The following is a 14,089-nucleotide window of genomic DNA, read 5'->3' as shown; positions in this document are numbered from 1 at the left end:
CCAGAAGTCGGCGTGCATTTTCGATCGCGCGCCGACTTCCTTCCGTCATGCAACTGCGTTAGCAAGGGGCGATGACACAAAGCATCGGCAGCGCAACGGTCGCGCAACTTGACCGTCTCTATCAGACATCCATCGAAACATTGCGCGACGCCATGCGCGCTTACGGTCGCGACGGCAGCGTCCCTCCGCCGCAAGCGCGGCACGACCAGCGTTTCTGCTATCCCGAATTGCGCATCACCTATCATGGTGACAGCGACGCACCGCCGCCCGGCCGGTCCTTCGCCCGCCTGTCCAAACCGGGCCGCTATGTCACCACCATTACCCGTCCCGCGATGTTCGCCGATTATCTGGCCGAACAGATCGACTTGCTCGTCCGCGACTATGGGGTGGAGGTCGAAACCGGCCTCAGCCACCAGCAAATCCCCTTTCCCTATGTTCTGGACGGGCTGGACATGGGGGCGCTCGACGGTACGCCCCCGACCGAACTGGCGCGCTATTTCCCCACGACCGAACTGGCCGAGATTGGCGACGAGATTGCCGATGGCCTGTTCATGCCGGATGCGGACGGTGATCGGCCGCTGGCGCTGTTCGACGGTCTGCGCACCGACTTTTCGCTGGCGCGTCTGAAACATTATACCGGCACGCCTGCCGAACACATGCAGCGCTACATTCTGTTCACCAACTATCATCGCTATGTCGATGAGTTCGTCAGCTGGGCCTGCGCGGAATTGCAGCGGGACGGCAACCGCTTTACCGCTTTGTCGGGGGCTGGTGGCGTCTATGTCACCCCCGAAACCGCCGATCCGGCGCAGATGATCGCCGACAGCGCCTGGCGCAAGCATCAGATGCCGGCCTATCACCTGATCGCGCCAGACGGCAGCGGCATCACGCTTGTCAATATCGGTGTCGGTCCGTCCAATGCCAAGACGATCTGCGATCATCTGGCGGTGCTGCGCCCGGAAGCCTGGCTGATGATCGGCCATTGCGGCGGGCTGCGCCCCAGCCAGCGGATCGGCGACTATGTGCTGGCCCACGCCTATCTGCGCGATGACAAGGTGCTTGACGCCATGCTGCCGCCGGAAATTCCGATCCCGGCCATTGCGGAGGTGCAGGTGGCGATGGCCCAGGCGGCAGAAGCCGTGCTTGGGGGGCGTGACCCGGAAGATTTCAAGCGCCGCCTGCGCACCGGCACGGTCGTCACGACCGATGATCGCAACTGGGAACTGCGCTATTCCAGTTCCGCCCTGCGCTTCAGCCTGTCGCGCGCGGTCGGCATCGACATGGAATCCGCCACCATCGCGGCACAGGGCTACCGCTTCAGGGTACCCTATGGCACGTTGCTATGCGTTTCCGACAAGCCGATCCACGGCGAACTCAAACTGCCGGGCCAGGCCAACCGCTTCTATGAGGAAGCGATTGCCAGCCATTTGCGCGTGGGGCTAATGACCTGCGAACTGCTGCGAGAAGGCGGCGCAAAGCTGCACAGCCGCAAGCTGCGCGCGTTCAACGAGCCGCCATTCAGATAAGGTGTTGATCAGGCAGCCGCGCGCCAGATGGCGACGCGGTCCTTGCCGTCACGCTTGGCGTCGTAAAGGGCAGCGTCAGCACGGGCGACCATGTCGTCCAGTTGCTGGTCGCCCGCCTGCAATTGCGCAACGCCAAAGCTGGCGCGCAACCGGGCGTGCGGGGCGTTGGGCAGGATCAGGCAACCAATCTCCGCGCGCACCCGCTCCATGACGTCGGCGGCGGCGGCGGCGTCCGTCTCGACCAGCAGCAGCCCGAATTCATCGCCGCCCATCCGCGCGACGATATCGCCGCGGCGGACGGCGCTGCCCAGCAACTGGGCAAAGCCGCGCAGGGCAGCGTCCCCGGCGATATGGCCATGCCCGTCATTCAAAGCCTTGAACCCGTCAAGATCACACACGACCAGCGCCAGCGGGCGGCCATAACGCCGGGCATTGGCGATGGCGCGCACGGCGGCCTCATCCAACCCGCGCCGGTTGAGCACGTCCGTTAACGGATCATGCCGCATCTGCCGCCGCAACTGGTGCGCCAGATCGCCCGCGACCACCATGACGGCGGCCACGCCCGTGCCGACATAGATTGACGGCAGGCCAAGGCCCAATATCGCGCGATAGGTGACCAAGCCCGCGCCCGGCGCCTGGCCGAGATTGGCGGCGGCGCTGACGGCCAGGGCCGTCTGAAACAGCGCGAACAGCAGGAACATGGTGAAAAAGGCGATTTCCGGTGCATTGAACCGCCGGTCACGGGGCCAGAGAGAGGCAGCCGAACACAGCATCAATATGCCGACATAGCCCGGCACGATCATGCCCTGAAGCGCGCGATCATGGATCATCGCCGCATAGATGCCGCCGACCGCCACGATTGATCCCGCGCCCAGCATCAATCGCCAGGGTACGGGCTGTCCCGACCGCTGGCGCACGCCCGCCACCACCAGCGTACCGCTGACGACGATGCAGCATGCCGCCAGCGCCATCAGCGGGGCACTTTTCAACAAAATGCCCGCCGCGTTGGCGATCCACTGGACCGTTGCGGCGCTATAGGAGAGCGTCCAGCTTAACACATGGACCTGGCGTCCAAAATGTAACCACGCCACCCCCATCGCCAGCGCCATGACGACGCTGGTGAAGAAGAGCAAAGCAATGATGATGATCGCCGGGTCCACGGGCCTGGCCTTTACTGGCTTTACTTGGCGATTACCAGCCGCAAGACTTGCCTTTGTTCTGCTGGACGAGCCATTTTTGCAACGGTGCGAAATAAGCGGTCATCGCCCTGCCCGAAATCTCGCGCGTTCCAGTGAAAGCCTGCAATGCATCGGGCCATGGCTTGGACGCGCCCATTTCCAGCATCGCGTTCAGCTTGGCGCCAACAGCCTTGTTTCCGTAGAAGGAACAGCGATGGAGTGGCCCCTTCCAGCCCGCCTGTTTGCACGCCGCTTCGTAAAATTGCTGCTGCAAAATCCCTGCCAGGAAATAGCGGGTGTAGGGGGTATTCCCCGGAATATGGAATTTCGCCCCCGCGTCGAACTTGGTTTCATCGCGGGTCACCGGCGGGACGATACCCTGATATTGGCGGCGCAGGTCGGTCCAGCCCTTTTCATACTGGCTCTGCGGTATCGCGCCGCTGAATACGCCCCAGCGCCATTTGTCGACCAGCAGGCCAAAGGGCAGAAACGCAACCTTGTCCATCGCCTGACGCAGCAACAGGCCAATATCCTTGTCCGGTCCGGGCACTTTGCCTGCGTCCAGCAGGCCGATCTTCACCAGATAGTCGGGCGTGATCGACAAAGCGACGAAATCGCCGATCGCTTCATGGAAGCCATCATTCGCCCCATCCAGATAAAGCGGCTTCTGATTCTGATAGGCACGCTGGTAATAATTATGGCCCAGCTCATGATGGATGGTCACGAAGTCGTCGCTGTTGACCTTCGTGCACATCTTGACGCGTATGTCGTCCTTGTTGTCGATATCCCATGCAGATGCATGGCAGACGACTTCGCGGTCCAGCGGCTTGATGAACTGGGTGCGTTCCCAGAACGTCTCCGGCAGCGGCGCAAAGCCCAGCGAGGAATAAAAGCCCTCGCCGATTTTGAACATCTGCTTTTCCCAATAGCCGCGCTGCTGCTTTTCCGGCGTGTCGGGGGTGTCGACCTGAGCGGGTCGGGTTTCGACATAACCCTTGGCCTTCAGCAACGCCCCGACGTCATAGCCCAGGTCGCCTGCGCCCTTGGGCGCGACGACATCATAGATATTGCCCCAGGATTGCGCCCACATATTGCCCAGCAGGTCGGCGCGGATCGGTCCCGTCGCCGGCTGCACCGCATCGCCATATTTCTCGTTGAGCTTGGCGCGGGTATAGCAATGCAACTGGTCATAGAGCGGCTTCACCTCCGCCCAGATCTTGTCGGTCAGCTTGGCAAAATCATCGGCTGGCATGTCATATTTGGACCGCCACATCGCCCCGGTATCGGCAAAGCCCAACTCCCTGGCGCCCGCATTGGCGATATCGACCAGCTTGGCGTAATCGTCCCGCATCGGCGCGCCAACATTGTCGTGCCAACTGACCCACATCTCTTTCAGTTCTTCGGGGTTGCGGTTGTTCCCCATCTGCTCCTCAATGTCGCTGCCATTGATCGGCTGGCCCTTGAGCGTTCCCTTCCCCTTGCCATAGGTGGACTGGAGCCGTGTCGCGAGATCATTGAGTTGCTGCGCCGCGCCCGGCGTGGTCGGCGCAGGCAGGGTCAGCGCGGTGCGCAGCAGGTCCAGGCGGCGCTTCGTTTCGGCCGACAGGCCAGCCGCGGTGGCATATTTCGCGGCCTCAAGTGCATAATCGACATTCATGGACGTGCGGATGGCGCCGAAATAGGCGGCCACGGCGTCGCTGTCGTCATTCAGATAGGTGGAATTGACCCAGTCGGCACGGTTGGAGATCAGCGAATGTTCGAACATCGCCTTTTCCGCCTTCGCAAGGAAAGCTTCGGCCTCGGCAGCCGTCGGTGCGGGCGTCTGCTGGGCAAGGACGGGCGATACAGTAAGCGCGGCCGCAAGCGCGGCAAGCGAGATGGCGATTTTCACGGGAGTTCCCCTCATAGGCTTATGAAGGGGAAGGTGACTTGCCCGGACGATACAGTCAAGCGGTCAGGAAATCGGCCATTGCCTGCCCCATCTCCTTGCGGGTGACGGCGTTCATGTGATTGCCCGGTATTTCGACATAGCGCCCATCGGGCAGCACATCCGCCAGTTCCTGCGCCACGCCATTATCGCGGTCGTCCGCGCCGCAGATGATTTCGGTCGGCTGCTGAATGGCAGCGATTGTCTCGCGCGGCGTATCGACAAAGGTGTTCAGGATATGGAGCATCGCCACCGGATCGCCCTTGGTGGTCTTGAGGAAGGCTTCCGTCATCCATTCCGACGTGCCGCGCTCGAACGTGCCAAGGTTCGTCAGGACATTCCTGTAATAGCCGCCATTGTCGAGCGTCTGGACCAGTCCGCGCAGGCCCATCCCCGCCAGGATCACCCGCCGCGGCGTCGCTCCGCGCGCCAGCATCCGAACGGTCGTGCGCGCGCCCAGCGAATAGCCGCCCAGATCATAGTCGGTCAGCCCCAGTTGCTCGACCAGTGCCAGCCCGTCTTCGGTCAGGGCGTCGGGCGGATAGGCGGCAATATCATGTGGCTTCCCGCTTTCTCCATGGCCGCGCAGGTCGGGCATGATCAGGCGGAAGCCCGCCTCAACCAGCTTGGCGGCATGACCGTAGCGAATCCAGTTGGTGAAGGCGTTGGAAAAATAGCCATGGATCAGCACCAGGTCCCGGCCCTCCCCCGCCACATGCACGGCGATTGGCAGGCCATCAAAGCCCTTGATGTCATGGCGTTCGATGGTCAGGTCGGTCATGGAGTAATCCTTACGCAGCGGTGGGCGGCTTGCCGATATGGCGTCCGGCGCGGGGGCGCAAGAGCGCGATCAGCGTCAGCGCACTGCCCAGTTGGGCCGCCGCCATATCTTTCTGCGCGTCCCAGACATCGCCTTGCTGGCCATTATAATAGTCAGCCGTCTCGCCAGCCGCGACGACCGTAAGCAGCCATTCGAATATTTCGTAGAGCGCGCTGCCCAAACCGATAGCGGCGAAGGCGAAGGTCAGGCTCCATCCGTGGCGCAAGCCACCGAAGCGATGCGCGCTTTGCGCCAGAGGCATCGTAAGCAGCGCGCCGAACGCAAAATGAACCAACCTGTCATAGCCGTTGCGCGACGTCCCGAACAAGGATGACAAGTCGTGCCCTGCCAACGCCCGCGCCCAATCATCATAGGGCACATAGGAATAGATCCAGCGCGCGCCGAGTGTATGGAGTAGAAGAAAGAGCCAGATGCACGCAACAGCGCCGTTGGATAACGGCCAGCGTCGAAGCAGCCAGGGCGCGGTAGCGATCAGCGCAATGGTTGGCCCATGTTGTAGTGGCGCAAGTTCAGGATAGGGCTGGGCGATGTTGGCGAGGCCGATCGCCATGATCAGCGAGAGGATCATCCGGCGCTGCGCAACAGGAACAGCGTTCCAGAGAGCGGCAGCGCCGGAGATCATGGGGTCGTCACCCCTTCTTGAGGTGACGGCGGCCCAGCAGTTCGGCGATCTGCACCGCGTTCAGCGCCGCACCCTTGCGCAGATTGTCACTCACGCACCAGAGCGTCAGGCCATTGTCCACGGTCGAATCCTCACGCACGCGGCTGATGAAGGTCGCGAAGTCGCCGACACATTCGATCGGCGTGATATAGCCGCCATCCTCGCGCTTATCGACCAGCATGATGCCGGGCGCTTCGCGCAATATGTCCTGCGCTTCCTTGGCGGAAATTTCATTCTCGAACTCGATGTTGATCGCTTCGGAATGACCCACGAACACCGGCACGCGCACGCAGGTGGCGGTCAGCTTGATCTTGGGATCGAGGATCTTCTTGGTTTCCGCGACCATCTTCCATTCTTCCTTGGTCGAACCATCGTCCAGGAAAACGTCGATATGGGGAATGACGTTGAAGGCGATCTGCTTGGTGAACTTCTTCGGCTCCGCCGGATCACCGACGAAGATGTTGCGCGACTGCTCGAACAGTTCGTCCATGCCCGCCTTGCCCGCGCCGGACACCGACTGATAGGTGGATACGACCACGCGCTTGATGGTCGCGGCGTCATGCAGCGGCTTCAGGGCCACCACCATCTGCGCGGTCGAGCAGTTGGGGTTGGCGATGATGTTCCGCTTGGTATAGCCGTCGATCGCGTCCGGGTTCACTTCGGGCACGATCAGCGGCACGTCCGGGTCCATGCGGTACAGCGAACTATTGTCGATCACGACGCAGCCGGCTGCCGCCGCCTTGGGCGCATATTCGGCGGTAGGGCCGCTGCCCGCCGCGAACAGGGCGATGTCCCAGCCGTTAAAGTCGAAATGTTCGATATTCTGGCATTTGATCGTCTTGCCGGTTTCACCGAAATCGACGGCCAGACCCTGCGACCGCGACGATGCGACCGCGGCGATCTCGTCAATCGGGAACTCGCGCTCGGCGAGAATGGTCAGCATTTCGCGGCCCACATTCCCGGTGGCACCTACGACGACGACCCTGTAACCCATGACTGAACACTCCACTCCGATGCAGATATTGCGGAGTGGGCGGCATAGCGGCGTTGCGTCATTTGTCCAGTGGCAAGCCCTTTGTTGCGCGAAAGGTCAGCTTTTCCCGCTGGACGTTGCCGCGATGCCGCAACGCCCTTTGCCGCCTGTCTCCTATGGTTTGGCGGCGTCGGGCGCTATCCCGCGCCGGGCCAGAAAATCCTCGATCGTGCGCCACAGATGTACGCTGATCCCCGGCCCGCCGACGCGGTGGGTCTGGCCGGGATAGACCATCATCTCGAACGGCACCGCCGCGCCCTGCATCTTGGCCATCAGGGCAGTGGCATTGTCGAACACCACATTGTCGTCCGACATGCCGTGGATCAGCATCAACGGATCACTGATCTTCACCGCCTCGTCGATCGCGCCTGATGCCGGATAGGCGCTGGGCTTGTCCTGCGGCATCCCCAGATAGCGTTCGGTGTAATGGGTGTCGTACAACTCCCACTTCGTGACTGGCGCACCCGCCACGGCCGCCGCGAAAACGCCCGGTGCCTTTTCCAGCAGCTTCAGCGACATATAGCCGCCATAGGACCAGCCATAGGTCGCGATCCGCTTGGGATCGACGAACGACTGGGCCTTTAGCCAATCCACGCCCGCCAGTTGATCCGTCACCTCGACCGTCCCCATCGCGCGATAGAGATGATCCTCGAACGCCTTGCCGCGATCGGGCGTGCCACGATTGTCGACCGCAAAGACGATCCAGCCGCGGTCGACCAGATACTGGTTCAGCGCGCCGGACCATGTGTTCGTCACCTGCCGCCCGCCGCCCGGCCCGCCATAATGGATCATGAACACCGGATAGCGCTTTCCCGGCTCGATCGGCGGGGTCATGATCTTGGTATACAGCGTCGTTCCGTCCGCCGCCTTGATCGTGCCGAACCGGGTTTTGACATGGCTCGCCAGATAGGGCGCATAGGGATGGTCGCCCTTCAGCGCATTTTCGGACAGCCACTGCAATTGCTTGCCGCTATTGTCGGCCAGATAGACCTGCTTGGGCTGATCGCTATTCTGGCGCGTGATGACGGCGCGGCTGGCGGCGGCGTCCATCACCGCGTCATTCCACCAACCGCTGGCCGTAATCTGGCGCGCGGCAGCCGGTCGCGTGATGGGGGCACTGTAAAGCTGCTGTTCCAGCGGTGTTTCGCGATTGCCGGTGAAATAGGCCAGCCCCGCTTTTTCGTCGACCGCCACCAGCGTCTTGACCTCCCAGTCGCCACTGGTCAGCGCCGTCCATTTGCCGTCATGGACGCGGTAGAGATGGCCATGGCCGCTCTTTTCGGACCACCACAGGAAATCGCCACCCGACAGGGGATGGAAATTGTCGCTCAGGTTGATCCAGCTTTTGGCCGTTTCGCTCAGAATGACCTTGGCCTTGCCGGTCGCCGGATCGACCGCCAGCAGGTCGAGCCGCTTCTGGTCGCGCGCTTCGCGCTGGATATAGAGGGTGCGGCCATCCTTCGCCCAGTCGACCCGCGCCAGATAAATGTCCCGATCCGATCCCAGATCGACCTTCACCTGGCCCGATCCGTCCGGCTTCATGACATAGAGGTCGACGATCGCATTGGGCGTCCCGGCGGCGGGGTAACGCTGCTGATAGACCGTCGTGCCCTCCCCGCCAATTGCGGTACGGGTGACGATGCCGACCGGGCTTTCATCGACCCGCGCAACCGCAATCAGGCTGTCGTCGGGCGACCACCAATAGCCGGTGCGCCGGTCCATTTCTTCCTGCGCGACAAATTCGGCAACGCCCCAGCTGACCGTATCGCTGGCCCCTTGCGTTACCTGCCGTTCCGCACCGCCGATCGGCTGTACGAAGAGGTTGCCGCCGCGCACGAAAGACACGAAACCGCCTTTGGGGCTGACAACGCCATTCAATTCGCCGTCAGGCGTATCGGTCAGCCGCTGCACCTTGCCATCCAGCGCAGCAAGATAAAGGTCGCCATCGACCGGCACCAGGATGCTCTTGCCATCCGGCGACCAGTCATAGCTGGTGATTCCGGTGCTCCCAGCGACGGAGCGGTCGCGTTCGCGCTGCATCTTTTCCGCTTCGGATAGCGCCGCGCCGCTGCCGGTCTTGCGCGAATCGACCAGCATCCGCTGCTTGCCGGTGCGCGTGTCGATCGCCCACAGGTCCAGCCGCTCCTTTTCGTCGGCGCGCGGTTTGAGCAAGGTAACGAGCGTACCGTCCGGCGACAATTTTAGCGCCCGCGGCTGCGGTCCTGCCAGGTCGGGGCTGGCAAAAACTCTCTCGAGCGTCAGCTTTTCCTGCGCGATGACAGGCGCGGTGGACAGCATCAGCAGCACGCCAAGCGCTGCGCCGGATTTCAGATAGGGCGGCATCGACATCCTTTCACGTCGGCGACCGTGCAGGCCACCGGATCAAGGGCAATGATTAGCCCCATGAGACTGAAAAGATCAATGCAGGGAAATAATCTGTCCCGTCCATGGCAGCCAAGCCATGGTGGGCGCGGTAGGGATTGAACCTACGACCCCACCCGTGTGAAGGGTGTGCTCTACCACTGAGCTACGCGCCCCCTTTCGGGAGGAGGCGGCCATTGGCATCGCTGGCGCGCCCTGTCAAGCGCGGCAGTATGGGCGCGTGCAAATTGCGCCTTTGCACGGCATCGCCCAAGCGCTTAAAATGATTATGCCGCAAATATGGAGTGATGAATTAATGCGTAAGGCGCTGTTTCTGGCCATTCTGGCTACGTTGGCCGCCTGCAACACTGTGCAGGGCGTAGGACGCGATATCGAATCTGTTGGTCGGGCCGGCAAAGAAGTGATGCACTGACCGATCGACAGGATATTATTGCAGGACGCGGCCGATGGCTGTCGCGTTTTTGCGCAGCCGGACGCCATCACATTCCGGTTCGCCACAGTTGCATGCTTCGATCGTATAGCGCACGCCACACATGACCAAAATGTCGTGATCGAAACTATAGTTGGAAATGCCCGCGCGCTCGACCTTTTCCTGAGCTCTGGCCTTGAGAGTCATGCGCGTTCTCCCATGAATGCGGACGCCAATAATTGATGGTGCAATGCACAATGTCAATTGATCGACATTTGTTCCTGAACGGTTTGTAAGAATATTGTCGCCAAAATGCCACGCTTCGTCGTCGCTGTTCAGGCGACTTGCACCACAAAGCACAGCGTCCCATATGCCGCTTCATGAATGACCATAACAGCAACAGCATGCCGGTCTGGCATGGCACCACCATCATGTCGGTCCGCAAGAATGGGAAGGTCGTCGTCGCTGGCGACGGTCAGGTTTCGATGGGCCAGACGGTGATGAAACCTAATGCCCGCAAGGTTCGCCGACTGCATGACGGCAGCGTCATTGGCGGCTTTGCCGGCGCCACCGCCGACGCCTTCACGCTGTTCGAGCGGCTGGAAGCGAAGCTGGAGCGCCATAATGGCCAATTGATGCGATCGGCGGTCGAACTGGCCAAGGATTGGCGCACCGACAAATATCTGCGCAATCTGGAAGCGATGATGATCGTCGCGGACAAGGATGTGACGCTGATCCTGACCGGCAATGGCGACGTGCTGGAACCCGTGAATGGCGTGGCCGCGATCGGCTCCGGCGGCAACTTCGCCCTCGCCGCCGCCCGCGCGCTGGTCGATTATGAGGCAGATGCGGAAACGCTGGCGCGCAAGGCCATGGCCGTGGCGGCCGACATTTGCGTCTATACCAACGATCAGCTCACAATCGAGACGCTGGACAGCGCCGCTTAACCTCCCTCCCGTTTGCGGGAGGAATTTTGGGGAGGGCGCGTAATCAGCCATCCCCGACATGCCCTCCCCTAACCCCTCCCTGAAGGGCGGGGAAAAGGACTGAAATGAACGACAATCTGACACCTAAAGCCATCGTCGCCGCGCTCGACGCGCATATCATCGGCCAGCATGACGCCAAGCGCGCTGTGGCGGTCGCCCTGCGCAATCGCTGGCGGCGGCAACATCTGCCCGACGACTTGCGCGATGAGGTAACGCCCAAGAATATCCTGATGATCGGGCCGACCGGCTGCGGCAAGACGGAGATCAGCCGTCGCCTTGCCAAACTGGCGGATGCGCCCTTCGTCAAGGTGGAGGCCACCAAATTCACCGAAGTCGGCTATGTCGGCCGCGATGTCGAACAGATCGTCCGCGATCTGGTCGAGGAAGCGGTGCGCCTGGAAAAGGACCGACGTCGCGAGGCCGTGCGCGAAGCCGCGTCGGAAGCCGCGATGGGCCGCCTGCTCGACGCACTGACGGGCAAGGAAGCCAGCGAAGCCACGCGCCTGTCCTTCCGCCAGAAGATCGAACAGCATCAGATGAACGATGTCGAGGTTGAGGTGGAAGTCGCCGACAGCCCTTCCATGCCGATGGAAATCCCCGGCATGGGTGGTCAGGTCGGCATGATCAACCTGTCCGACATGATGTCCAAAGCCTTTGGCCAGCAGCAGAAGAAGCGCCGCAAGATGCGGGTCGCCGATGCGTGGGACAAGCTGGTCGAGGAGGAGCAGGACAAGCGCCTGGATCAGGATGATGTCGCCCGCGTCGCCATCACGAGTGCGGAACAAAATGGCATCGTGTTCCTTGACGAGATCGACAAGATTGCAGTCAGCGACGTGCGCGGCGGCTCGGTCAGTCGCGAGGGCGTGCAGCGCGACCTGCTCCCGCTGATCGAAGGCACGACCGTTTCGACCAAATATGGTCCGCTCAAGACCGACCATATCCTGTTCATCGCGTCCGGCGCCTTCCACGTCGCCAAGCCCAGCGACCTGCTCCCCGAACTTCAAGGCCGCCTGCCGATCCGCGTCGAACTCAAGGCGTTGACCGAGGAGGATTTCGTGGCGATCCTGTCGGACACCAAGGCGAGCCTGGTGGCGCAATATCGCGCACTGTTGGCGACCGAGGAGGTGACGATCGACCTGACGCCCGAAGGCATCCACGCCGTTGCGCGCATCGCTGCCGAAGTAAATAGCGAGGTCGAAAATATCGGCGCCCGCCGCCTTCAGACCGTGATGGAAAAGCTGCTGGAGGATGTCAGTTTCGAGGCGGAAGATCGTCGCGGCGAAACGCTGGTGATCGACGCTGCCTATGTCGAAAAGCAGCTCAATGCCATCGCGCACGACACGGATCTGAGCAAATATGTCTTATGATACATTGCCGGGGATTAGCGCGACTGGGAGAAATTCGCCGCGCTCAGCCATGGCTTGCAGCGTCAGTGCACCGCGAACTGAAAAATGGTAGCCATTGCCGAAATAGGGTTCTGAATCGTCATAACCCACATCCGTTCGTTTCGAGCGTAGTCGAGAAATATAGCACAGCGCTGGCGGCTTCTCGACTACGCTCGAAGCGAACGGAGGTATTTTGTCTGCCGAAGCTCAATAACTCCGCCCGACCAGTACGCGTTCGACCGCCTTCTCCCCGGTGAATATGCATGTCCCGTCGGCGGGGTCGGCATCATTGGGCACATTGCGCAGTGTCAGCTTCTCGCCCTTGAGCCACTGCACCACCTTCTCCAGCGCCTCGCCGGTCGGCTTGGCCCATTGCACCAACGCCCAGCCGGGCTTGGCGCTGGCGGCGAAATAGGCCTTTAGCGCTTCAATGTCGGTGATCGACCGGTCGATGCTGCCATCCAGCCTGGACTTGGCATCCGCGAACAAGGACGCCTGAATTTCGGTCAGCATGCCGGTGGCGCCGGCGACGAAATCGTCCCTGGCGACAATCTGGCTGTCGAGCTTTCCGTCGGCGCGATAGAGCCGGTCGCGCCGGATCACCGACACATTACCGCCCGCCACGTCGCGGCCACCGACTTCGATCACGATGGGTGCGCCTTTCTTGACCCAGCCCCAGCGCTTGGTCGCTGCCTTGGCCGCACGACGGTCAAGCAGCGCGCGCACGGGTTCGCGGAACACGTCCAGCGCATTGAGCTGACCGACCAGATCGGCGCAATAATCCACGATCGCGGCATCCTCGTCCGTGTCGCGCAGCATCGGCACCACGACCACCTGATAGGGCGCAACGCGCGGCGGCACGCGCAGTCCGTCATCGTCACCATGGACCATGATCAGCCCGCCGATCATCCGGGTGGACATGCCCCAGCTGGTCGTCTGCGCCAGTTCCTGCTGCCCTTCGGCATTCTGGAACTTGATATTCTGCGCTTGGCTGAAGGTGGTGCCCAGGAAGTGCGAGGTGCCGGCCTGCAACGCCTTGCCGTCCTGCATGATCGCTTCGATCGAATATGTCGCGACCGCGCCGGGGAAGCGCTCATTCTCCGGCTTTTCGCCCGCCACGACGGGCATGGCGACGCAGTCTTCCGCAAAGCTGCGATAGACTTCCAGCATCTTCATCGTCTCTTCCATCGCCTCTTCGACGGTGGCGTGGGCGGTATGGCCCTCTTGCCAGAGAAATTCGGTGGTGCGCAGGAACATGCGGGTGCGCATTTCCCAGCGGACGACATTGGCCCACTGGTTGATCAAGACGGGCAGGTCACGCCAGGACTGGACCCAACGGCTGAACGCCGCGCCGATCACCGTTTCCGACGTCGGGCGCACGACCAGCGGCTCCTCCAGCTTGGCTTGCGGATCGGGAATCAGCTTGCCGTCCTTCTGGATCAGCCGGTGATGGGTGACGACCGCCATTTCCTTGGCGAAGCCGTCGACATGCTCGGCTTCCTTTTCGAAATAGCTCAAGGGGATGAACAGCGGGAAATAGCAGTTCTCATGGCCCGTCGCCTTGATCTGTGCGTCAAGCAATGTCTGGATGCGTTCCCAGATGCCATAGCCCCATGGCCGGATGACCATGCAGCCGCGCACGCCGCTTTCTTCGGCAAGGTCCGCTTCGGTAATGACGGCCTGATACCAGGCGGAGAAATCCTGTTCGCGGGTGACGGAAAGGGCGTGTTTCACAGAGATGGCTTGCCTGCTGTAGGGAAT

Annotated in this window: 12 protein-coding genes and 1 tRNA gene; 4 read left to right on the top strand and 9 right to left on the bottom strand. The window is 61.7% G+C overall.

What is annotated here, in order from left to right; translation table 11 throughout:
• Positions 1-71: 71 nt before the first annotated feature.
• Positions 72-1,526, top strand: a complete 1,455-nt coding sequence (locus CJD35_RS13075) for an AMP nucleosidase (protein ID WP_017184415.1) — start codon at positions 72-74, stop codon at positions 1,524-1,526.
• An 8-nt stretch (positions 1,527-1,534) separates the two neighbouring features.
• Here CJD35_RS13075 and CJD35_RS13070 read toward each other — a convergent pair whose 3' ends face one another.
• The 7 genes from CJD35_RS13070 to CJD35_RS13040 form a co-directional block, all read right to left on the bottom strand.
• Complete coding sequence (locus CJD35_RS13070; protein ID WP_095687104.1) at positions 1,535-2,686, bottom strand: GGDEF domain-containing protein; 1,152 nt, start codon at positions 2,684-2,686, stop codon at positions 1,535-1,537.
• A 31-nt stretch (positions 2,687-2,717) separates the two neighbouring features.
• Positions 2,718-4,595, bottom strand: a complete 1,878-nt coding sequence (locus tag CJD35_RS13065) for a M2 family metallopeptidase (RefSeq protein ID WP_017184417.1) — start codon at positions 4,593-4,595, stop codon at positions 2,718-2,720.
• A gap of 55 nt (positions 4,596-4,650) precedes the next feature.
• Complete coding sequence (locus CJD35_RS13060; protein WP_017184418.1) at positions 4,651-5,412, bottom strand: alpha/beta fold hydrolase; 762 nt, start codon at positions 5,410-5,412, stop codon at positions 4,651-4,653.
• Positions 5,413-5,422: 10 nt separating this feature from the next.
• Positions 5,423-6,094, bottom strand: a complete 672-nt coding sequence (locus tag CJD35_RS13055) for a DUF2238 domain-containing protein (protein WP_017184419.1) — start codon at positions 6,092-6,094, stop codon at positions 5,423-5,425.
• A gap of 7 nt (positions 6,095-6,101) precedes the next feature.
• Positions 6,102-7,127 (bottom strand): aspartate-semialdehyde dehydrogenase, encoded by a 1,026-nt coding sequence (locus CJD35_RS13050; protein WP_017184420.1) that lies wholly within the window; start codon positions 7,125-7,127, stop codon positions 6,102-6,104.
• Between the two features lie 153 nt (positions 7,128-7,280).
• On the bottom strand, positions 7,281-9,509 hold the full coding sequence (locus tag CJD35_RS13045) for a S9 family peptidase (RefSeq protein WP_095687213.1): 2,229 nt from the start codon (positions 9,507-9,509) through the stop codon (positions 7,281-7,283).
• A 119-nt stretch (positions 9,510-9,628) separates the two neighbouring features.
• Positions 9,629-9,703: transfer RNA gene (locus CJD35_RS13040), tRNA-Val, on the bottom strand.
• Between the two features lie 140 nt (positions 9,704-9,843).
• On the opposite strand from CJD35_RS13040, the gene CJD35_RS13035 reads away from it, so the two are divergent.
• The gene (locus CJD35_RS13035) at positions 9,844-9,960 is read left to right on the top strand and encodes an entericidin A/B family lipoprotein (protein ID WP_026002628.1); all 117 of its coding nucleotides are present in this window, start codon (positions 9,844-9,846) and stop codon (positions 9,958-9,960) included.
• A 15-nt stretch (positions 9,961-9,975) separates the two neighbouring features.
• Here the strand turns inward: CJD35_RS13035 and CJD35_RS13030 are convergent, their stop codons facing one another.
• The gene (locus CJD35_RS13030; protein WP_017184422.1) at positions 9,976-10,164 is read right to left on the bottom strand and encodes a hypothetical protein; all 189 of its coding nucleotides are present in this window, start codon (positions 10,162-10,164) and stop codon (positions 9,976-9,978) included.
• A 173-nt stretch (positions 10,165-10,337) separates the two neighbouring features.
• Between CJD35_RS13030 and hslV the strand changes: the two genes are divergently transcribed.
• Together hslV and hslU are read left to right on the top strand one after the other, a co-directional pair.
• The gene (gene hslV / locus CJD35_RS13025; RefSeq protein WP_017184423.1) at positions 10,338-10,904 is read left to right on the top strand and encodes an ATP-dependent protease subunit HslV; all 567 of its coding nucleotides are present in this window, start codon (positions 10,338-10,340) and stop codon (positions 10,902-10,904) included.
• A gap of 104 nt (positions 10,905-11,008) precedes the next feature.
• Positions 11,009-12,310: an ATP-dependent protease ATPase subunit HslU gene (hslU, locus tag CJD35_RS13020; protein ID WP_017184424.1), complete on the top strand. Its 1,302-nt coding sequence runs from the start codon at positions 11,009-11,011 to the stop codon at positions 12,308-12,310.
• A gap of 225 nt (positions 12,311-12,535) precedes the next feature.
• On the opposite strand, the gene proS is transcribed toward hslU, so the two are convergent.
• On the bottom strand, positions 12,536-14,062 hold the full coding sequence (gene proS, locus CJD35_RS13015) for a proline--tRNA ligase (RefSeq protein WP_017184426.1): 1,527 nt from the start codon (positions 14,060-14,062) through the stop codon (positions 12,536-12,538).
• Positions 14,063-14,089 lie beyond the last annotated feature (27 nt).

This window comes from Sphingobium xenophagum (assembly GCF_002288285.1).
In the GTDB taxonomy this organism is placed as follows: domain Bacteria; phylum Pseudomonadota; class Alphaproteobacteria; order Sphingomonadales; family Sphingomonadaceae; genus Sphingobium; species Sphingobium xenophagum.
The sequence above is the reverse complement of the archived record's forward strand: the minus strand, read 5'-3'. Positions and strand labels throughout refer to the sequence as shown.

Bases quoted from the DNA above. Each gene is read 5' to 3' on its own strand.
- CJD35_RS13045 (WP_095687213.1), bottom strand. From the start codon at position 9,509: ATGCCGCCCTATCTGAAATCCGGCGCAGCGCTTGGCGTGCTGCTGATG.
- CJD35_RS13030 (WP_017184422.1), bottom strand. From the start codon at position 10,164: ATGACTCTCAAGGCCAGAGCTCAGGAAAAGGTCGAGCGCGCGGGCATT.
- CJD35_RS13060 (WP_017184418.1), bottom strand. From the start codon at position 5,412: ATGACCGACCTGACCATCGAACGCCATGACATCAAGGGCTTTGATGGC.
- CJD35_RS13075 (WP_017184415.1), top strand. From the start codon at position 72: ATGACACAAAGCATCGGCAGCGCAACGGTCGCGCAACTTGACCGTCTC.
- CJD35_RS13050 (WP_017184420.1), bottom strand. From the start codon at position 7,127: ATGGGTTACAGGGTCGTCGTCGTAGGTGCCACCGGGAATGTGGGCCGC.
- hslU (WP_017184424.1), top strand. From the start codon at position 11,009: ATGAACGACAATCTGACACCTAAAGCCATCGTCGCCGCGCTCGACGCG.
- hslV (WP_017184423.1), top strand. From the start codon at position 10,338: ATGAATGACCATAACAGCAACAGCATGCCGGTCTGGCATGGCACCACC.
- CJD35_RS13035 (WP_026002628.1), top strand. From the start codon at position 9,844: ATGCGTAAGGCGCTGTTTCTGGCCATTCTGGCTACGTTGGCCGCCTGC.
- CJD35_RS13055 (WP_017184419.1), bottom strand. From the start codon at position 6,094: ATGATCTCCGGCGCTGCCGCTCTCTGGAACGCTGTTCCTGTTGCGCAG.